This window comes from Paraburkholderia sp. A1BS-2L (genome assembly GCF_051125205.1).
In the GTDB taxonomy this organism is placed as follows: domain Bacteria; phylum Pseudomonadota; class Gammaproteobacteria; order Burkholderiales; family Burkholderiaceae; genus Paraburkholderia.
Window position 1 is genome coordinate 2,757,949 of sequence record NZ_CP120428.1, and the last position, 19,660, is coordinate 2,777,608.

Annotated in this window: 16 protein-coding genes; 1 reads left to right on the forward strand and 15 read right to left on the reverse strand. The window is 64.8% G+C overall.

Annotated features, from left to right (window positions below):
* Window positions 1-77: 77 nt before the first annotated feature.
* The 4 genes from mutT to secA form a co-directional block, all read right to left on the reverse strand.
* Window positions 78-491, reverse strand: a complete 414-nt coding sequence (mutT, locus tag P5W98_RS12535; protein ID WP_421024804.1) for an 8-oxo-dGTP diphosphatase MutT — start codon at window positions 489-491, stop codon at window positions 78-80.
* Window positions 488-1,360 (reverse strand): ATP-binding protein, encoded by an 873-nt coding sequence (locus P5W98_RS12540; protein ID WP_421024805.1) that lies wholly within the window; start codon window positions 1,358-1,360, stop codon window positions 488-490. Before P5W98_RS12540 ends, mutT begins: the two co-directional genes overlap by 4 nt.
* A 10-nt stretch (window positions 1,361-1,370) precedes the next feature.
* Complete coding sequence (gene argJ / locus P5W98_RS12545) at window positions 1,371-2,612, reverse strand: bifunctional glutamate N-acetyltransferase/amino-acid acetyltransferase ArgJ (RefSeq protein WP_421024806.1); 1,242 nt, start codon at window positions 2,610-2,612, stop codon at window positions 1,371-1,373.
* Between the two features lie 177 nt (window positions 2,613-2,789).
* Window positions 2,790-5,597: a preprotein translocase subunit SecA gene (gene secA / locus P5W98_RS12550; protein WP_421024807.1), complete on the reverse strand. Its 2,808-nt coding sequence runs from the start codon at window positions 5,595-5,597 to the stop codon at window positions 2,790-2,792.
* A 415-nt stretch (window positions 5,598-6,012) separates the two neighbouring features.
* On the opposite strand from secA, the gene P5W98_RS12555 reads away from it, so the two are divergent.
* On the forward strand, window positions 6,013-6,573 hold the full coding sequence (locus tag P5W98_RS12555) for a DciA family protein (protein ID WP_421025275.1): 561 nt from the start codon (window positions 6,013-6,015) through the stop codon (window positions 6,571-6,573).
* Window positions 6,574-6,673: 100 nt separating this feature from the next.
* Here P5W98_RS12555 and lpxC read toward each other — a convergent pair whose 3' ends face one another.
* From lpxC to mraY, 11 genes are all read right to left on the reverse strand, one after another.
* Entirely contained in the window at window positions 6,674-7,591 is a 918-nt protein-coding gene (gene lpxC, locus P5W98_RS12560; RefSeq protein ID WP_421024808.1) for a UDP-3-O-acyl-N-acetylglucosamine deacetylase, read from the reverse strand.
* A 255-nt stretch (window positions 7,592-7,846) separates the two neighbouring features.
* Window positions 7,847-8,356: a peroxiredoxin gene (locus tag P5W98_RS12565; protein WP_421024809.1), complete on the reverse strand. Its 510-nt coding sequence runs from the start codon at window positions 8,354-8,356 to the stop codon at window positions 7,847-7,849.
* 291 nt (window positions 8,357-8,647) lie between these two features.
* Window positions 8,648-9,841, reverse strand: a complete 1,194-nt coding sequence (gene ftsZ, locus P5W98_RS12570; protein ID WP_035532933.1) for a cell division protein FtsZ — start codon at window positions 9,839-9,841, stop codon at window positions 8,648-8,650.
* Window positions 9,842-10,003: 162 nt separating this feature from the next.
* On the reverse strand, window positions 10,004-11,236 hold the full coding sequence (gene ftsA, locus P5W98_RS12575; RefSeq protein WP_421024810.1) for a cell division protein FtsA: 1,233 nt from the start codon (window positions 11,234-11,236) through the stop codon (window positions 10,004-10,006).
* A 27-nt stretch (window positions 11,237-11,263) separates the two neighbouring features.
* Window positions 11,264-12,019, reverse strand: a complete 756-nt coding sequence (locus P5W98_RS12580) for a cell division protein FtsQ/DivIB (RefSeq protein WP_421024811.1) — start codon at window positions 12,017-12,019, stop codon at window positions 11,264-11,266.
* A 60-nt stretch (window positions 12,020-12,079) separates the two neighbouring features.
* Window positions 12,080-13,021: a D-alanine--D-alanine ligase gene (locus P5W98_RS12585; RefSeq protein WP_421024812.1), complete on the reverse strand. Its 942-nt coding sequence runs from the start codon at window positions 13,019-13,021 to the stop codon at window positions 12,080-12,082.
* Window positions 13,022-13,026: 5 nt separating this feature from the next.
* Window positions 13,027-14,421: a UDP-N-acetylmuramate--L-alanine ligase gene (gene murC / locus P5W98_RS12590; RefSeq protein WP_421024813.1), complete on the reverse strand. Its 1,395-nt coding sequence runs from the start codon at window positions 14,419-14,421 to the stop codon at window positions 13,027-13,029.
* Window positions 14,421-15,521 carry an undecaprenyldiphospho-muramoylpentapeptide beta-N-acetylglucosaminyltransferase gene (gene murG, locus P5W98_RS12595; RefSeq protein WP_421024814.1) on the reverse strand — a complete coding sequence of 367 codons (1,101 nt, stop codon included), beginning with the start codon at window positions 15,519-15,521 and terminating at the stop codon, window positions 14,421-14,423. Before murG ends, murC begins: the two co-directional genes overlap by 1 nt.
* A 94-nt stretch (window positions 15,522-15,615) precedes the next feature.
* Window positions 15,616-16,926 (reverse strand): putative lipid II flippase FtsW, encoded by a 1,311-nt coding sequence (gene ftsW, locus P5W98_RS12600; RefSeq protein ID WP_421024815.1) that lies wholly within the window; start codon window positions 16,924-16,926, stop codon window positions 15,616-15,618.
* The gene (murD, locus tag P5W98_RS12605) at window positions 16,923-18,440 is read right to left on the reverse strand and encodes a UDP-N-acetylmuramoyl-L-alanine--D-glutamate ligase (RefSeq protein ID WP_421024816.1); all 1,518 of its coding nucleotides are present in this window, start codon (window positions 18,438-18,440) and stop codon (window positions 16,923-16,925) included. Before murD ends, ftsW begins: the two co-directional genes overlap by 4 nt.
* Before the next feature lie 36 nt (window positions 18,441-18,476).
* Window positions 18,477-19,646: a phospho-N-acetylmuramoyl-pentapeptide-transferase gene (mraY, locus tag P5W98_RS12610; RefSeq protein ID WP_129562891.1), complete on the reverse strand. Its 1,170-nt coding sequence runs from the start codon at window positions 19,644-19,646 to the stop codon at window positions 18,477-18,479.
* Between the last annotated feature and the right edge of the window lie 14 nt (window positions 19,647-19,660).

The window sequence follows — 19,660 nt, forward strand, 5'->3', positions numbered from 1 at the left end:
CAGGGCGCAAAAAAAGCCGCTGCACGTTGTTTGCGCAGCGGCTTTTGTCGTTCTGGCCGTCGACTGGAGAAGCGGGCTTACTCGGCCGCCAGCCATTCCAGCACAGGAATAGTCGCCGGCAAGAGTGGCTCGACGCTCGCGGGCAGCGATTGCCAGACGAACGCCTGGCCCTCGCGGCCATGCGGCTCGCCGCTCCACTCCGTTACCTTGCAGAAGTAGAGCCGCACGTAAGCGTGCGGGTAGTCGTGCTCGAGCGTGTGCCACAAATGGCACGCTTTCACGTCGATACCCAGTTCCTCGTGCAGTTCGCGCGCAAGCGCGGCCTCGACGGATTCGCCCTTTTCGAGCTTGCCGCCCGGGAACTCCCAATAGCCCGCGTAAGGCTTGCCTTCGGGACGCTGGGCCAGCAGATAACGGCCGTCGGGTTGCACCAGCACGCCCACGGCAACCTCCGTTACCGGGCGCGCCGGATCCTTCGTCTGATCGCTCATGCTTCTTGCGCCTTCTTGCCCGACCAGTCGCGCGCGAACTGCCACGCCACGCGGCCCGAGCGCGAACCGCGCTCCAGCGCCCAGACGAGCGCATCGCCGCGCGCCGATTCGACTTCGGCGTCGCCGCAACCGAAGTGGCGCAGCCAGTGGCCAACGATCGTCAGGTAGTCGTCCTGCTTGAACGGATAGAAGCTCACCCACAGGCCGAAGCGCTCGGAAAGCGAGATCTTCTCTTCCACCACTTCGCCCGGATGAATCTCGCCGTCGGGCATGTGCTTGTACGACTCGTTGTCGCTCATGTACTCGGGCAGCAAGTGGCGGCGGTTCGAGGTCGCGTAGATCAGCACGTTGTCGCCCTGGGCGGCCACGGAGCCATCCAGCGCCACCTTCAGCGCCTTGTAGCCCGACTCGCCCTCTTCGAACGAGAGGTCGTCGCAGAACACGATGAAGCGCTCGGGGCGCATCGAGATCAAATCGACGATATCGCCGAGATCGTGCAGATCATCCTTGTCGACTTCGATCAGGCGCAGGCCGTCTTGCGCATATGCGTTCAGGCAAGCCTTGATGAGGGACGACTTGCCGGTGCCGCGCGCGCCCGTCAGCAGCACGTTGTTCGCGGGCTTCTTCTGCACGAACTGGCGCGTGTTGCGGTCGATGAGACCCTTCTGCCGATCAATGTTCTGCAGATCGTCGAGCGAGATCGTCGAGATGGCCGGCACCGGCTGCAAGTATCCACGCCCCTGGCGCTTGCGCCAGCGAAATGCGACTGCCGCGTTCCAGTCGACTTCGGGTGCAGTCGGCGGCAGCACGGCTTCGAGGCGGCCGAGCAGCGCTTCGGCACGGGTCAGAAACTGTTCGAGCTTGTCCATGGAAATCGAATCAGGAACGATAGTCGGCGTTGATGCTCACATAGTCGTGCGACAGATCACAGGTCCACACGGTGGCCTGCGCATCGCCCCGGCCAAGCAGCACGCGAATCAGAATTTCGCTCTTCTTCATCACGCGCTGGCCATCTTCCTCGCGGTAGTCGGGGTTGCGCCCGCCGGCCCTGGCGACGAGCACATCATCGAGGTAGAGGTCGATCTTTTCGACATCCAGATCCGTCACCCCCGCATAGCCGATCGCGGCCAGAATGCGGCCCAGATTGGGATCCGATGCGTAGAACGCGGTCTTCACGAGCGGCGAGTGGCCGATCGCATAGGCGATCTGGCGGCATTCGGCCACGTCCTTGCCGCCTTCCACCTGCACGGTCATGAACTTGGTCGCGCCTTCGCCATCGCGCACGATCAGCTGCGAAAGCGTCTGCGCGGTTTCGGTCACGGCCTCGCGCAGCGCGCCGTAGGCGGGCGAGTCCGTCGAGGTGATCGCGGGCAGGCTCGACTTGCCCGAGGCGATCAGGATGAACGAGTCGTTGGTCGATGTATCGCCGTCGATCGTGATGCAGTTGAACGAGCGATCGGCCACGTACTTCACGAGTTCGTCGAGCACGGGCTGCGCGACGTTCGCGTCGAACGCGAGGAAGCCGAGCATGGTCGCCATATTGGGCTTGATCATGCCCGCGCCCTTGCTGATGCCGGTGAGCGTGACCGTATGGCCGTCGATCGTGACCTGGCGCGACGCGGCCTTCGGCAGCGTGTCGGTCGTCATGATTGCCTGAGCGGCGTCGTACCAGTTCGCGGCCTTGCGGTTCGCGAGCGCGGCGGGCAAGCCGGCCTTCAGGCGCTCGATCGGCAGCGGCTCCAGAATCACGCCGGTCGAGAACGGCAGCACCTGGGAAGGCTCGATACCCGCGAGGCGCGCGAGCTCGTCGCAAGTTTCGCGCGCGTTCACGAGGCCCGGCTCGCCGGTGCCGGCGTTCGCGTTGCCGGTGTTGATGACCAGCGCCCTGATCCCCTTGTCACCCGCGCGCACCTTCGCGAGATGTTCGCGGCAGACCGTCACCGGCGCGGCGCAGAAGCGGTTGAGCGTGAACACGCCCGCGACGCTCGCGCCTTCATCGACGGAAATCACCAATACGTCCTTGCGGTTGGGCTTGCGGATATTGGCTTCCGCCCAGCCGAGCGTCACGCCGGCGACCGGATGAAGTTGTGCGGGATCGATCGAGGGGAAATTGACAGCCATGGTGGCGACCTGTCGAAATGGCAATGCCGGCCATGGCGTCTGTCAGCCGGGCCGGCATTCGGGATTCAAAACACAAGGCCCGCCAAAAAGCGCGGGCCACCGGAGTCAACGGTCAAACCGCGTCATGCGGCGAGCGGCGCACGCCGTGCAAAAAATGCACACGCGCCGCCGCGCCCATCACGAGATCTTGCCGTGGCACTGCTTGTACTTCTTGCCGCTGCCGCACGGGCACGGATCGTTGCGGCCGACCTTCGGCACGTCCTGGCCGTCCGGCATGGCGGCGTGCGCATGAGTCATGGCCGCGCCGACCATGGCCGCTGCGGCGTCCGCCGCCACGGGCCCGGCGACCGCGGGCGCCGCGTCGGCTTCGGCGAATTCGGCATGGCGGAATTCGACGTTCTCCAGATGACCGGCACGCTCTTCGATTTGCTCGGCAGCTTCTTCGAGTTGCTGCGGCGACTGGATCTGCACGTTCATGACGATGCGCGTGACTTCCGTCTTCACGGCGTCGAGCATCGCGGCGAACAGCTCGAACGCCTCGCGCTTGTACTCCTGCTTCGGGTTCTTCTGCGCATAGCCGCGCAGATGAATGCCCTGGCGCAGGTGGTCGAGCGCCGCGAGGTGCTCGCGCCAGCTGCGGTCGAGCGTCTGCAGCATGACCGAGCGCTCGAACGCGCTGAACGATTCGCGGCCCACGAGCGCGACCTTCTGCTCGTAGGCTTCGTCGGCGGCGGCGAGCACGGCTTCGAGAATCTCATCGGCGTCGATCGACGACGACTCGTTGATCATCTCCTGAATCGCGAGGTCGAGCTGCCACTCGTTGCGCAGCACTTCTTCGAGCTCGGGCACGTCCCACTGCTCTTCGATGCTGCCCTGCGGCACGAACTGGCGCACGATGTCGGTGATCACGCCATGACGCATCGCGCCGATGGTTTCGGTGATGTCGTTCGCTTCGAGCAACTCGTTGCGCTGCTGGTAGATCACCTTGCGCTGGTCGTTCGACACGTCGTCGTATTCGAGCAGCTGCTTGCGGATATCGAAGTTGCGCGCTTCGACCTTGCGCTGTGCCGACTCGATCGAGCGCGTCACGATGCCCGCCTCGATCGCCTCGCCTTCGGGCATCTTGAGACGGTCCATGATCGCGCGCACGCGGTCGCCGGCGAAAATGCGCAGCAGCGGGTCTTCGAGCGACAGATAGAAGCGCGACGAACCCGGGTCACCCTGGCGGCCCGCGCGGCCGCGCAACTGGTTGTCGATACGGCGCGACTCGTGGCGCTCGGTGCCGATGATGTGCAGGCCGCCTGCGGCCTTCACCTGATCGTGCAGCGCCTGCCACTCGTCGTGGAGCTGCTGGATGCGGCGCGCTTTTTCGTCGGCGGGAATGGTTTCGTCGGCTTCGATGAACGCGGCCTGCTTTTCCGCGTTGCCGCCCAGCACGATGTCGGTGCCGCGGCCCGCCATGTTGGTGGCGATCGTGATGCGTTTCGGGCGCCCCGCTTCGGCCACGATGGCTGCTTCGCGTGCGTGCTGCTTCGCGTTGAGCACCTCGTGCGGCAGACCGGCCTTCACGAGCAAGTCGGCGAGCAACTCGGAGTTCTCGATCGAGGTCGTGCCGACCAGCACCGGCTGACCGCGCTCGTGGCATTCGCGAATGTCGCGGATCACCGCGTCATAGCGCTCCTTCGCGGTCTTGTAGATCTGGTCCTGCTTGTCGATCCGCTTGGGCGGGCGATTGGTCGGGATCACGACCGTTTCGAGCCCGTAGATCTCGTTGAATTCGTACGCCTCGGTGTCGGCCGTGCCGGTCATGCCCGAAAGCTTCGCGTACATGCGGAAGTAGTTCTGGAACGTGATTGAGGCGAGCGTCTGGTTCTCGCTCTGGATCTTCACGTGCTCCTTCGCTTCCACGGCCTGGTGCAGACCGTCCGACCAGCGGCGGCCCGACATCAGGCGGCCCGTGAATTCGTCGACGATGACCACTTCGCCGTTCTGCACCACGTAGTGCTGATCCTTGAAGAACAGCGTGTGCGCGCGCAGCGCGGCGTACACGTGGTGCATCAGCGTGATGTTCTGCGCGGCATAGAGGCTCTCGCCCTGGCCGATCAGCCCCCATTCGGCGAGCAGGCGCTCGGCCTTCTCGTGGCCCGATTCCGTGAGGAACACCTGGCGCGCCTTTTCGTCGAGCGTGTAGTCGCCCGGCTTTTCGACGCCCGTGCCGTCGGCCTTCTCTTCGCCGATCTGGCGCTCGAGCAGCGGCGGCAGCGCGTTCATGCGCACGTAGAGCTCGGTGTGATCTTCGGCCTGGCCCGAGATGATGAGCGGCGTGCGCGCTTCGTCGATCAGGATCGAGTCCACTTCGTCGACTACGGCGAAGTTCAGCGCGCGCTGCACGCGCGCCTCGGTCTCGTAGACCATGTTGTCGCGCAGATAGTCGAAGCCGAACTCGTTGTTCGTGCCGTAGGTGATGTCTGAAGCGTACGCCTCCTGCTTCATGGCGTGGTCCATCTGCGACAGATTGATGCCGACGGACAGCCCGAGGAAGTTGTACAGACGCGCCATCCACTCGGCGTCGCGCTGGGCGAGGTAGTCGTTCACCGTGACCACGTGCACGCCGCGCCCTGACAACGCATTCAGATACACGGGCAGCGTGGCGACGAGCGTCTTGCCTTCGCCGGTGCGCATTTCAGCGATCTTGCCGTAATGCAGCACCATGCCGCCGATCAGCTGCACGTCGAAGTGGCGCATTTTCAGCACGCGCTTGCTGGCCTCGCGGCAAACCGCGAACGCTTCGGGCAGCAGCTCGTCGAGCGACGTGCCATTGGCCACACGCTCGCGGAACTCGGCCGTTTTTGCGCGCAGTTGCTCGTCGGTGTATTGCTCGATCGTCGGTTCGAGCGCGTTGATCGCCGCGACCTTCTTCTGGTATTGCTTGATCAGGCGCTGATTGCGGCTGCCAAAGATTTTCTGTAAGAAACCGGTGGTCATCGGATCGGTGTCTGCGTCGCGGCTTCGGTCGGGATTCCTGCGCAGTTCGCTTGCGGCGCTTGCGGCTGGTTCAGCCCCCGGAATACGCCGGGTTTGCAAACGATTCTCGCGCCACGCACCCGGATCGGAAGGACCTCGGCGGCTTAAGCCCAAATTGGTGGATTCGAATCGGGCATTTTAGCACGCACCCTGGTCACCGCCGGTGTCGGCCGCTTGAAGGATGCCGCGCGCAACGCCCGCGCTGGCGCGCCCCGCGAGCCCCCGGCGCAGCCGGCAGGCGCATTCGTCCCGCATGGCTCGTCAGCTTGTGGCCAGGCGGGACCTGGCCAAATGGCGGCAAGGCGCGTTAGGGCAAAGTGCGCAGGCTACAATGGCAATCACACCGCGCAGCCCGCGCGCCCTATCTTCTCCTCACATGAGCCGTTTCTCGCCGTTTTCAAGGCCGGATGCCGCAGCCGCCGCTCCTGTGCGTACTTCAGGTACTACGGCTGCGTCAGGCCCTGCTGCCAGGCCGGGTAAGTCGCGCAAATTTGCCTCGCCACGCACGCCGCAGCCGCTCGCCGAAGTTCTGAGCCGCACCGATGCATTCGCCCCGCTGCGCGCCGGCGTCGAGCAGATCGCGGCCATCCAGCGCGATCTCGACGCGCTGCTGCCCGACTATCTGGCCGCGAGCGTGGAACCCGGTTTCATCAAGGACGGCAAGCTCGCCCTGTTCGCGGCGCACAACGCGCTGGCTGCCCGACTGCGGCACCTCGAGCCGCGCCTCGTGGCCGATTTGCAGACGCGCGGCTGGCCGTTGGACGGCGTGCGCATCCGCGTGCGCCCGCAGGCGGTAAAAGACGCGCCTTTGCCGAAGCAGGCGCGCATGACGCCGGCGGGCGCAGCCGCGCTCGCCGCGCTCAGTGAGAACCTGCCGCCGTCCCCGCTGCAAGAAGCGCTCGCGAAGATGGCCGCACGTCATTTGAAACGACGTTGAGCAAGCCGAAGAGAAAACAAAAAAGGTGGCATCAAGCCACCTTTTTTTGCGCGGCCGGTGCCAACACCCCCGCGCGAATCGGGCAAACGTTACAAAAACATCAGGCAAACGCCGTTTGCGCCTCGTAACCAAAGCCGCGCGGCGCTTTCTGCGCGTCGCCGAACGTAACGATCTCGTAAGCGTCCTCATGCGCGAGCAGCTCGCGCAGCAACAGGTTGTTCAGGCCATGGCCCGACTTGTACGCATCGTACGAAGCCAGCAGCGGATGACCCACCACATACAGGTCGCCGATGGCGTCGAGCATCTTGTGCTTCACGAACTCGTCGTCGTAGCGCAGGCCGTCGTTGTTGAGGATGCGGTATTCGTCCAGCACGATCGCGTTGTCCATGCTGCCGCCGCGCGCAAGGCCCAGCTCGCGCATCGTCTCGACCTCATGCGCGAAGCCGAAGGTACGCGCACGCGCGATCTCGCGCACGTACGAGGTATTCGCGAAATCGACTTCGAGCGCCTGGCCCGTCTTGTCGACGGCCGGATGGCGGAAGTCGATGGTGAACTTCAGCTTGAAGCCGAAATACGGGTCCAGGCGGGCAAACTTGTCGCCGTCGCGCACTTCCACGGGCTTCTTCACCTTGATGAACTTCTTGGGCGCGTTCTGTTCTTCGATGCCAGCCGACTGGATCAGGAACACAAACGACGATGCGCTGCCGTCCATGATCGGAATTTCTTCCGCCGTGACGTCGATATAGAGGTTGTCGATACCAAGGCCCGCACACGCGGACATCAGGTGCTCAACGGTCGAAACGCGTGCGCCGTCTTTCTGCAGCACGGAAGCGAGGCGCGTGTCGCCGATCGACATCGCCGATGCGGGAATATCCACCGGTGTCGGCAAATCCACGCGCGAAAACACGATGCCCGTATCCGGCGCCGCCGGACGTAGCGTCAGATCGACCTTGCGGCCCGAGTGCAGGCCGATGCCGACCGTCTTCACGATCGATTTGATGGTTCGCTGCTTCAACATAATTTTCTGCTCATTGAAAATCCCAATCGGGACTTTTTAATTCATAGCACGAATTATACTCCAAGTCTGTGGAATCCGTCGTTACCCCAGGCGTGACAATCTGTTTCCCGTTGTTACGCTCACGGATTGCAAGACGGGCCGATGACCGGAACGGAGGCGTTCCCGGCCAGCGGCCCGCACGGCTTGCGGTAATTGCCCGTCACATTTGCGCCGCCGGCCCGTTGCACCAAGGCAACGAAGACGCGGCAAATGCGCTCACGTTAGGCTCAATGCGGCCAATATGCTCGCGGCATCGCTGACTTCGAACTTGCCGGGTGCCTCGACATTCAGCGTCTTGACTACGCCGCCGTCGACCACCATGGCGTAGCGCTGGGAACGGACCCCCATGCCACGCGCCGACAAATCCTGCTCCAGACCGAGCGCCCGGGTGAACGCCGCGCTGCCGTCCGCCATCATGCGTACCTTGCCCGAGGTCCGCTGATCGCGCCCCCACGCGCCCATCACGAACGCGTCGTTGACGGACACGCACCAGATTTCGTCGACGCCCGCCGCGCGAAGCGCGTCGTACTGCTCGACATAACCTGGCACATGCTTTGCCGAACAAGTCGGCGTAAAGGCACCCGGCAATCCGAAGATCACCACGCGCTTGCCCGCCGTCTGCTCGCGCACGCCGAAGCTGTTCGGCCCTAGCGTGCAGCCCGAACGCTCGTCTTCGATGAATTCGAAGAGCGTTGCGTCGGGCAGCGTATCACCCACTTTGATCATGACTCGTCCTTCACATCGATGCGGCTCCGGCACGCTCGCGACCCGGTTGGCGCCCGGTTGAACACCTCGCGCCAAAAACCTCGTCATTGTGCTACCGGCTGAGAATGCCTGCACTACTTGCCGCACGTCAAAACGCAGCGGACAGGCAGCCCTGCCTCGCATCCTCGCGGATGCGGCGCCGAGGCACTTCCTCGCCTTCATTGCAGCACCATGCCGGCCATTCCGTCTGCGGGCGGGCGCACCTATACCGCTTGGCGCCGCACCGCAGCAGAATTGCGCTCGCAGCGCGCCTTAGTCGGCCTGCTTGCGCAGGAACGCCGGGATATCGTACGTGTCGACGCCCTTTTCCTGCAGCGCCTGAACGTGCGAAGCCGCGGTGTCGCGCGACGTGCGCCAGACTGCCGGCGTGTCGAGCGCGCCGTAATCGGCGGTCTGGCCTTGCTGCGGCGCGTAGGAGTGCTGGACAGCGGCAACGGGCTGATTGTCCGTGCCGGTGCGCAGCAACGTCATCGGCGCTGCCTGCTGCTTGTTCGCTGCACGCCCGAGGCCCGTGGCCACCACCGTCACGCGCAGCGCATCGCCCATCGCGTCGTCGTACACCGCGCCGAAGATCACCGTGGCGTCGTCGGCCGCGTAGCTCTTGATGGTGTTCATCACTTCACGCGTTTCCGACAGGCGCAGCGAACGGCTCGACGTGATGTTGACCAGCACGCCACGCGCACCCGACAGATCGACGCCTTCGAGCAGCGGGCTCGCCACGGCCTGTTCCGCCGCGAGGCGCGCGCGATCGACGCCGGCCACCGTGGCCGTGCCCATCATCGCCTTGCCCTGCTCGCCCATGACCGTCTTCACGTCTTCGAAGTCGACGTTCACGAGGCCATCCACATTGATGATTTCGGCGATGCCTGCAACCGCGTTGTTCAGAACGTCGTCCGCGCACTGGAAGCACTTATCCATTTCGGCGTCATCGCCCATCACGTCGAACAGCTTGTCGTTCAGGACGACGATCAGCGAGTCGACGTGATCCTCCAGTTGCTGCGAGCCGGCTTCTGCCACGCGCATGCGCTTGCCGCCTTCGAATTCGAACGGCTTGCTCACGACGCCAACGGTCAGAATGCCCATTTCCTTGGCGATCTGCGCGACCACCGGTGCTGCGCCCGTACCCGTGCCGCCACCCATGCCCGCGGTGATGAACACCATGTGCGCGCCACGCAGTGCGTCGGCGATGCGCTCGCGTGCTTCTTCCGCTGCCGCGCGGCCCATCTCGGGCTTCGCGCCAGCGCCCAGACCCGTGTTGCCCAGCTGGATCACGGCAGACGCGCGCGAACGCGAGAGCGCCTGAGCGTCCGTGTTCATCACAATGAAGTCGACGCCTTGCACGCCGCGGTTGATCATGTGCTGCACGGCATTGCCGCCAGCGCCACCGACGCCCACCACCTTGATGATGGTGCCGTTGGTTTCCGTTTCCAGCATCTGGAATTCCATGTTGCCTCCGTCAAGAAAAAGATATCCGCACCTCGGCCGTTATTCAGGAGTGGATCGGGCAACCCATTCCTGCGCGCCAGCCGCCGGCACCAGCGCTAATTCGGTCTCTGCTCTTACCCTTCGCGTACGCGAACTGCTTTATCCGTTGCGTCAGCCACTGCGTCAGAAGTTGCCGAGGAACCAGTCTTTCATGCGAGAGAAAACCTGGCCCATCGACCCCGACTGCACGGCGACCTTGCGACCACGCATACGTTGCGCGCGGCCCTCGACGAGCAGCCCCATCGCCGTCGAATAGCGCGGATTGCGCACGACGTCGGCGAGACCGCCCGCGTACTCCGGCACGCCAATGCGCACCGGCTTCAAGAAGATGTCCTCGCCGAGTTCCACCATGCCCGGCATCATCGCAGCGCCGCCCGTGAGCACGACGCCCGAACTCAACAACTCTTCATAGCCCGACTCGCGCACCACCTGCTGCACGAGCGAGAACAGCTCTTCCACGCGCGGCTCGATCACGGCCGCCAGCGCCTGGCGCGACAGCGTGCGCGGACCGCGCTCGCCGAGCCCCGGCACTTCGATCATTTCGTCGGGATCGGCGAGCGCCTGCTTGGCGATGCCGTAGCCCACCTTGATGTCTTCCGCGTCGGGCGTGGGCGTGCGCAGCGCCATGGCGATGTCGCTCGTCACCTGATCGCCCGCGATCGGAATCACCGCGGTATGGCGAATCGCGCCTTCGCTGAAAATCGCGATGTCGGTCGTGCCGCCGCCCACATCCACCAGCACCACGCCGAGTTCCTTCTCGTCGTCGGTGAGCACCGCCAGCGACGAAGCCAGCGGCTGCAAAACCAGATCGTTCACTTCGAGACCGCATCGGCGCACGCACTTCACGATGTTCTGCGCCGCGCTCACCGCACCCGTGACGATGTGCACCTTCACTTCGAGGCGGATGCCGCTCATGCCGATCGGCTCGCGCACATCTTCCTGACCGTCGATGATGAATTCCTGCGTGAGGATATGCAGCACCTGCTGGTCGGTCGGGATGTTGATCGCCTTCGCCGTTTCGATCACGCGCGCGACGTCGGTCTGCGTGACTTCCTTCTCCTTGATGGCGACCATCCCACTCGAATTGAAGCTGCGAATATGGCTGCCCGCGATGCCGGTGAACACATTAGTGATCTTGCAGTCGGCCATGAGTTCCGCTTCTTCGAGCGCACGCTGGATAGACTGCACCGTGGCCTCGATGTTCACCACCACGCCCTTCTTGAGACCCTTCGATTCGCTCTGGCCGAGGCCGATCACTTCGTAGTGGCCATCGCCCTTCATTTCGGCGACGACGGCCACCACCTTCGACGTCCCGATGTCGAGGCTGACCAGCAGATCCTTATAGTCTTTACTCATATCGTGCTCGTTGCGTGTGATGTGCTGTTACTTCTTGCCTGAGGGCGGCGTGTCGCTAATGAAGCGCATGCCGGCCGCTCGAATGGCGAAACCGTTCGGATAGCGCAAGTCCGCATATTCGATATCTTTCCCCCAACGTTGCGTGAGCGGCGTCCATGCCACAATAAGCCGATGCGTGCGCTCGGCGAGCGTGGTGGCATTGCGCTCTCGCCCGAGTTCGACCTGCATGCCGTTCGAGAGCTTCACGCTCCACGCGTAACGCGGCGAAAGCGTCACCTCTTCAGGCTCGATGCCGAGCGGCGTGAACCACTTCTGGAAGTCGCGATAACGCGCCACCACTTCAGGTGCGGTGCCATCCGGGCCGTCGAACGCGGGCAGGTCCTGGTCGAGCTCGCCCTGGTTCGCGGTGAAGAGTTCGCCGTCGACGCTCACGAGCTGGTCGCTGCCCCACGTGCCGAGCGGCTTGTACTCTTCGAGGCTCACTGCGAGCGCATTCGGCCAGACGCGGCGCACGCTCGCGTGGCGCACCCAAGGCATCTGCTCGAACGCGGCGCGCGCGGTATCCAGGTTCACCGTGAAGAAGTTGCCCTTCAGGCGCCCGACCACGCTCGCGCGCACCGTCGGTTCGTTGATGTGCTCGGTGTCGCCCTCGATGCGGATCTCGCGCAGCGCAAAGTTCGGGCGCTGCACGAGCCAGTAGCCGCCAGCCGCCACGAGCGCGAGCACGAGCAGCGCGTGCAACGCGTTGGCGGCGAGATTGAGCTGGCGTACGTTATTCCACATGTCGAGATTGTCGATTCAATGCGCGGACTGCAATTCGTTGGTCAGAGGTTATTCAGCGGTTCAATCCTCGAGCGTGAGCGCAAGCACCCGCACCACGAGATCGCGATACTCGATGCCCACCGCACGCGCGGCCTTCGGCGGCAGCGAGTGATCGGTCATGCCCGGCGCCGTGTTCACTTCCAGGAAATACGGATTGCCCGCGCCGTCCATCATGAAATCTGCTCGGCCCCAGTCGGTGCAGCCGAGCACGTCGAACGCGCGGCGCGCGAGCTTCTTGAGCTCCGCTTCTTTCTCGGGCGCGACGCCGCAGGGAATCAGATACTGCGTGGTGTCCAGGATGTACTTCGCGTCGTAGTCGTAGAACTCGCCCGCCGGCACGATCTTGATGATCGGCAGGTCGAGATCGCCGGCCACGCACGCGGTGTACTCGCCACCGCCTTCGATGCTCTTCTCCACCAGCACGATCTTGTCGTGCTTCGCGGCTTCTTCGATCGCGGGCACGAGGGCTTCGGCCTGCTTCACCTTGATGACCGCGACGCTCGAGCCTTCGCTCGCGGGCTTCACGAATAGCGGCAAGCCGAGCTTCGCGACGAGCTCCGGTGCGCGAGCGGCGTAGTCGTCGCCGCGCAGCACCGCGACGAACGGCGGCGTGGGAATGCCCAGTTGCTGCCACACGAGCTTGCTGCGGAACTTGTCGAGGCCGAGCGCCGAGCCGAGCACGCCCGTACCCGTATAGCGGATGCCGTAGAAGTCGAGCGCGCCCTGGATCTGACCGTTCTCGCCATAGCCGCCGTGCAGCGCGTTGAACGCGCGCACGAAGCCTTCATCCTTGAGCGCCGACAGCGGCCGCTCGGACGGATCGAACGGATGCGCGTCGATGCCAGCACTCTTGAGCGCCTGAAGCACCAGCGTGCCGGACTTGAGCGACACCTCGCGCTCCGCGGACACGCCGCCGAACAGGACTGCCACTTTGCCAAATTGCTTCGGATCGATGCTGCTCATTTCACTCACGCCTTCTGTTCCGGTTGTGCGATCCGGCCCGGCACGCCGCCGATCGAACCCGCACCCATCGTAATCACCACGTCGCCGTCGCGGACCACCGCGGCCAGCGCGTCCGGCACTTCATCCACTGTTTCCACGAACACCGGCTCGACCTTGCCCGCCACGCGAATCGCGCGTGCCAGCGCGCGGCCATCGGCGGCCACGATAGGCGCTTCGCCTGCTGCGTACACGTCGGTCAGCACGAGCGCGTCGACGGTCGAGAGCACACGCACGAAATCTTCGAAGCAGTCGCGCGTGCGCGTGTAGCGGTGCGGCTGGAACGCCAGCACGAGCCGGCGCTCAGGGAACGCGCCGCGCGCCGCTGCGATAGTCGCGGCCATTTCCACCGGGTGGTGGCCGTAGTCGTCGATCAACGTGTAGTTGCCGCCGCCATTGACCGGAATTTCTCCATAGCGCTGGAAGCGCCGGCCCACGCCGTTGAATTCGGCGAGCGCGCGCTGGATGTCCGCGTCCTTCACTTCGAGCTCGGTCGCGATCGCAATCGCAGCCAGCGCGTTCTGGACATTGTGCGTACCCGGAAGGTTCAGCACGATGTCGATCGATGGCGCGTCTTCACGCATCGCCGTGAAGTACATCTTGCCGTCGCGCGCGACCACGTTGACCGCGCGCACCTGGGCGTCGGGCGCGAAGCCGTAGCGGATGATCGGCTTCGAGACGAACGGCAGGATTTCCTTCACGTTAGGGTCGTCGACACACAGCACCGCGATGCCATAAAACGGCAGACGGTGCGTGAATTCGATGAACGCCTGCTTCAGGCGCGCGAAGTCGTGCCCGTAGGTGTCCATGTGGTCGGCGTCGATGTTCGTGATGACTTCGATCACCGGGAACAGATTCAGGAACGAGGCGTCCGATTCGTCGGCTTCCGCGACGATGAAGTCGCCCGTGCCGAGGCGCGCATTGGCGCCCGCGCTAATCAGGCGCCCGCCGATCACGAAGGTCGGGTCGAGTCCGCCCGCGGCCAGCACGCTCGCGACGAGCGACGTGGTGGTGGTCTTGCCGTGCGTGCCCGCGATCGCGATGCCCTGCTTCAGGCGCATCAGCTCCGCGAGCATGACCGCGCGCGGCACGATCGGAATGCGGCGATGGCGCGCCGCCAGCACTTCGGGATTGTCGCTGCGCACTGCCGTGGAAACGACCACTGCGTTCGCGCCTTCGATGTTCTCTTCGGCGTGGCCGATCGCGATGCGCGCGCCGAGCGCGGCGAGGCGGTCGGTGACCGCGTTCTTCGCGAGGTCAGAGCCACTCACGTGATAGCCGAGATTGACGAGCACCTCGGCGATCCCGCTCATGCCCGCGCCGCCGATACCAACGAAATGAATATGTTTGACGATGTGTTTCATTACTTTCCTCCCGGACTGGCGCCCGCCACGGCTGCGCAGATGCGCGCGACCTGATCGGCGGCGTCGGGTTTTGCGAGCGCGCGAGCGCGCCCGGCCATGTCTGCGAGCGATGCTCGGGTTTGCTGCTTGAGCCAGTCCGCGAGCGCCTCTACCGAAAGCTCGCGTTGCTGCACCACGCGGGCGGCGTCCTGTTGCGCGAGAAACGCCGCGTTGGTGGTCTGGTGGTCGTCGACCGCGTAGGGAAACGGCACGAACAGCGCCGCCACGCCCACGGCCGCGATCTCGGCCACCGTCATTGCGCCCGAGCGGCAGATCACGAGATCCGCGTTTTCGTAAGCGCTTGCCATGTCGTCGATGAACGGCACGAGTTGCACCGTGTCACCGGGTTCGATTCCGGCGTTGATGTAGTTCTGACGCAATGCATCGATATGCTTTGCGCCCGCCTGATGCACTACGTGCGGACGCTCGGCCGGCGCCAGTTGCGCAAGCGCGCGCGGCACGACTTCGTTGAGCGCGGCTGCACCGAGGCTGCCGCCCACCACCAGCACGCGCAGCGGACCGCTGCGCTGCGCGTAGCGCACCTGCGGCTGCACCACGTGCTCGAGTTCCGCGCGGATCGGATTGCCGGTCCACTCGGCGTGCGGCAACGCCCCAGGGAACGCCACGAGCACACGCTTCGCGAGCTTCGCGAGCACCTTGTTTGCGAGGCCCGCGATGGAATTCTGTTCGTGCAGCACGAGCGGACGGCCGGACAACGCGCTCATCACGCCCGCCGGGAACGTGATGTAACCGCCCATGCCTAGCACGACGTCGGGCTTCACACGACGCAGCGCCGCGAGGCTTTGCTTGCACGCGCGCAGCATGTTTAACGGCAGCATCAGCTTGGTCTTGATGCCCTTGCCGCGCACGCCGCCAAAGCGCACGTATTCCATCGGAATGCCGTGCTTGGGCACGAGCGTCGCCTCCATGCCCGCGGGATTGCCGAGCCACACTACGCGCCAGCCCCACTGCTCCATGCGATGCGCGACAGCGAGCCCCGGGAACACGTGTCCCCCGGTGCCGCCGGCCATCACCATGAGCGTGCGCGTTGCTGCGGTCATACCTTCCCCCCACGCATCAGCATGAATGACGAAAAATCCGTTTTGGCTACGGCGCTTCGCGCCTTCGCCGAAATCGTGCGCTGTTGCATGGGGGTCATACCTTCCCCCCACGCATCAGCACACGATTTTCATAATCCACGCGAAGCAGCACGGCAACCGCAATACAGTTGAGCAAAATGCCCGAGCCGCCATAGCTCACGAACGGCAACGTAAGACCCTTGGTCGGCAGCAGCCCGAGGTTCACGCCCATGTTGATGAACGCCTGCGCGCCGAACCACACGCCAAGGCCCTTCGCGATGAGCCCGGCGAACGTGCGGTCGAGCGCGAGCGCCTGGCGGCCGATCTCGAACGAGCGGCGCACGATCCAGTAGAACAGCAGGATCACGACCAGCACGCCCACGAAGCCGAGTTCCTCGCCGATCACGGCGAGAATGAAGTCGGTGTGCGCTTCGGGCAGGTAGTTGAGCTTCTCGACGCTGCCGCCCAGCCCTACGCCGAACCATTCGCCACGCCCGAACGCGATCAGCGAGTGCGTGAGCTGGTAAGCCTTGCCTTGCGCATAGCGCTCGTCCCACGGATCGAGGTACGCGAAAATCCGCTCGCGGCGCCACGGCGACGCCCACACCAGCAACGTGAACGTACCGATCGCCGTGGCCACGAGGCCGCCGAACAGCTTGCCGTTCACACCACCGAGGAACAGCACGCCCATCGCGATCGCGGCGATCACCATGAACGCGCCCATGTCCGGCTCGAGCAGCAGCAGCGCGCCCACCACGCCCACCGCGAACGCCATCGGCAAGAAGCCCTTGGCGAAGCTGTGCATGTATTCCTGCTTGCGCACCGTGTAGTTCGCGGCGTAGATCGTCACCGCAAGCTTCATGATTTCCGAAGGCTGCATGTTCGTGACGCCGAGCGGAATCCAGCGCCGCGCGCCGTTCACGCCCTTGCCGACGTGCGGAATCAACACGATCACGAGCATCACCAGGGCGACGAGGAAGAGCTTCGGCGCGTAGCGGTCCCACGTGGAGATGGGAATGCGGAACGTCACGAGTGCCCCAATCGCGGCAACCGTGAGCGAGACGAGGTGGCGCACCAGAAATGCGTAGTCGTGATACTGCGCGTACTTCGGCGAATCGGGCATCGCGATCGAGGCCGAGTAGACCATCACGACGCCGAGACCGAGCAGCGCGATCACGGCCCACAGCAGCGAGTAATCGTAGTCGAGCATGCGCGAGCGCGCCGGGCGCACGCCGCTGACGGCACTCGAAATGCCGCGCGAGCGCGCACCGCTGCCCGCCGTGCCTCCCGCAGCTCCGCCCGATGTGCCAACAGGGGTGCCGCCGGCGGATGCGCTGCCCACTGCATCGCGCGACAGGCGCACGCCGAAACGTTCGGACCAGCTCATATCATCGTCCCCCGTTCTGCGGCGATGTCTTCCACCGTGTCGCGGAATACCGCTGCGCGATGGGCATAGCCCTTGAACATGTCGAAGCTCGCGCACGCCGGCGAAAGCAGCACGACGTCGCCCGGTTCGGCGAGTGCCGTGGCCGCGCGCGTGGCGTCTTCCAGCGTGGCGTGGTCGGTGAGCGCGACGCCCGTGCTTTCGAGCGCCGCGCGAATCTGCGGTGCATCGCGGCCGATCAGCATCACCGCGCGGCACCAGCGCGCCACGGGTGCCGCGAGCGGCTCGAAATCCTGCCCCTTGCCGTCGCCGCCCGCGATCAGCACGGCGCGCTGCGCGAGGCCGTCGAGTGCGGCTACCGTCGCGCCGACGTTGGTGCCCTTGCTGTCGTCCACGTAGTCGATGCCGTCGATCGACGCGATCAGCTCCACGCGATGCGGCTCGCCGCGATACTCGCGCAGACCGTGCAAAAGCGCCGCCGGCGCCAGATCGATCGCGCGTGCGAGCGCGAATGCCGCGAGCGCGTTCGCCGCGTTGTGCAGGCCGCGGATGCGCAGCGCGTCTGCGGGCATCAGGCGCTTCATCGTGAGATGCACGGGCGCGGCGTCGAGCTGCTTGCGCCGGCGTGCGGAGACAGGCTCGTCCGTAGCGTCGCGGTCGTGCGCCGCCACGAGCCACAACATGCCGTTGTCGCGCGAGATGCCATAGTCGCCCTCGCGCCGCGGCTCGTCGAGACCGAAGGTCACGACCTTCGCGTCGCCGCTCTGTTGCACGCTCGCGAGCGACATCACGCGCGCGTCGTCGCGGTTGAGCACGCGTGTGGTCTGCGGGCCGAAGATGCGGCCCTTCGCGGCCGCGTAGGCGTCGATGCCGCCGTGCCAGTCGAGATGGTCCTGCGTGATATTGAGGACTGCCGCCGCGTCGGGCGCGAAGCTGTGCGCCGTTTCCAGCTGGAAGCTCGAAAGCTCGAGCACCCAGACGTCGGGCAGCGCCGTGTTGTCGATGGCCTCAGCGAGCTTGTCGAGCATCGCCGGGCTGATGTTGCCGGCCACTGCCACGGTCTTGCCCGCGCGCTCGCAGAGCATGCCCGTCAGGCTCGTGGTGGTGGTCTTGCCGTTGGTGCCCGTGATGGCGAGCACCTTCGGTGCGTAACCGCTCTCGCCGAGATGGCGCAGCGCCTGCGCGAAGAGTTCGAGTTCGCCCCAGACGTCGATGGCGCGTTCGCGCGCGGCGGCGATCAGCGGCACGAGGTCGGCGGAGAGCGGCGAGAGGCCAGGGCTGATGGCGACGAGTTCGACACCATCGAGCAGCGCCGTGGAGAACGGGCCGCCGACGAAGTCCGCGTCGATGCCGCGCGCGGCGAGTTCGGGCAAATTTGCTGGCGCTTCGCGCGTATCGGCGACGCGCAGGCGACAGCCATGGCGCGCGCACCAGCGCGCCATGGCCAGACCCGATTCGCCGAGCCCCAGCACGAGCACCATCGGCTTTTGCCGATCCCGAAACTTCTCGCCAAACATCGCTTGCTTCCCTTTCTTACCTTGATGGAGTGCCGATCAACGCAGCTTCAAAGTCGACAGGCCGATCAGGCACAGCATCAGCGTGATGACCCAGAAGCGCACGACCACCTGCGTCTCTTTCCAGCCGGACAGCTCGAAATGGTGATGCAGCGGCGCCATCTTGAAGATGCGGCGCCCTTCGCCATAGCGTTTCTTCGTGTACTTGAACCAGGTGACCTGCAGCATCACGGAGAGCGTTTCGGCCACGAAAATACCGCCCATGATGAAGAGCACGATTTCCTGGCGCACGATCACGGCGATGGTGCCGAGCGCGCCCCCGAGCGCGAGCGCGCCCACGTCGCCCATGAACACTTGCGCCGGATATGTGTTGAACCAGAGGAACGCGAGCCCTGCCCCGCCCATCGCCGAGCAGAAAATCAGCAGTTCGCCCGCGCCGGGAATGTGCGGGAACAGCAGATACTTCGAGTAGACCGAGCTGCCCATCACGTAGGCGAACACGCCGAGCGACGCGCCCACGAGCACGACCGGCATGATCACGAGGCCGTCGAGGCCATCGGTGAGGTTCACGGCATTGCTCGCGCCGACGATCACGAAATACGTGAGCGCGATGAAGCCCCATACGCCGAGCGGATAGCTGATCGACTTGAGGAACGGCAGCAAGAGGTCCGCGCGCGCGGGCAGGCCCATCGAGAGGCCGCTGCGCACCCACGCCATGAAGAGGTCGAACACGCGCACATTGCTCGCCTCGGACACGCTGAACGCGAGGTACACCGCCGCGAACAGACCGATCACCGATTGCCAGAAGTACTTCTCGCGCGAGGACATGCCGCGCGGGTCCTTGTAGACGACCTTGCGATAATCGTCGACCCAGCCGATCGCGCCAAAGCCGAAGGTCACGAGCATCACGATCCAGATGAAGCGGTTCGTGAGATCGCCCCACAGCAGCGTGGCCACGGCGATGCCCAGCAGGATGAGCACGCCGCCCATGGTGGGCGTGCCCGACTTCACGAGGTGAGTCTGCGGGCCGTCGGTGCGCACCGCTTGACCGACCTTCATTTCGGTGAGCTTACGGATGACCCAGGGGCCGAGGAAAAGCCCGATCGCCATCGCGGTGATGGTGGCCATCACCGCACGGAACGTCAGATAACTGAACACGCGCAAGAAGCTTGCGTCATTCTGCAGCCATTGCGCCAGCGCCAGTAGCATGCCTTGTATTCCTT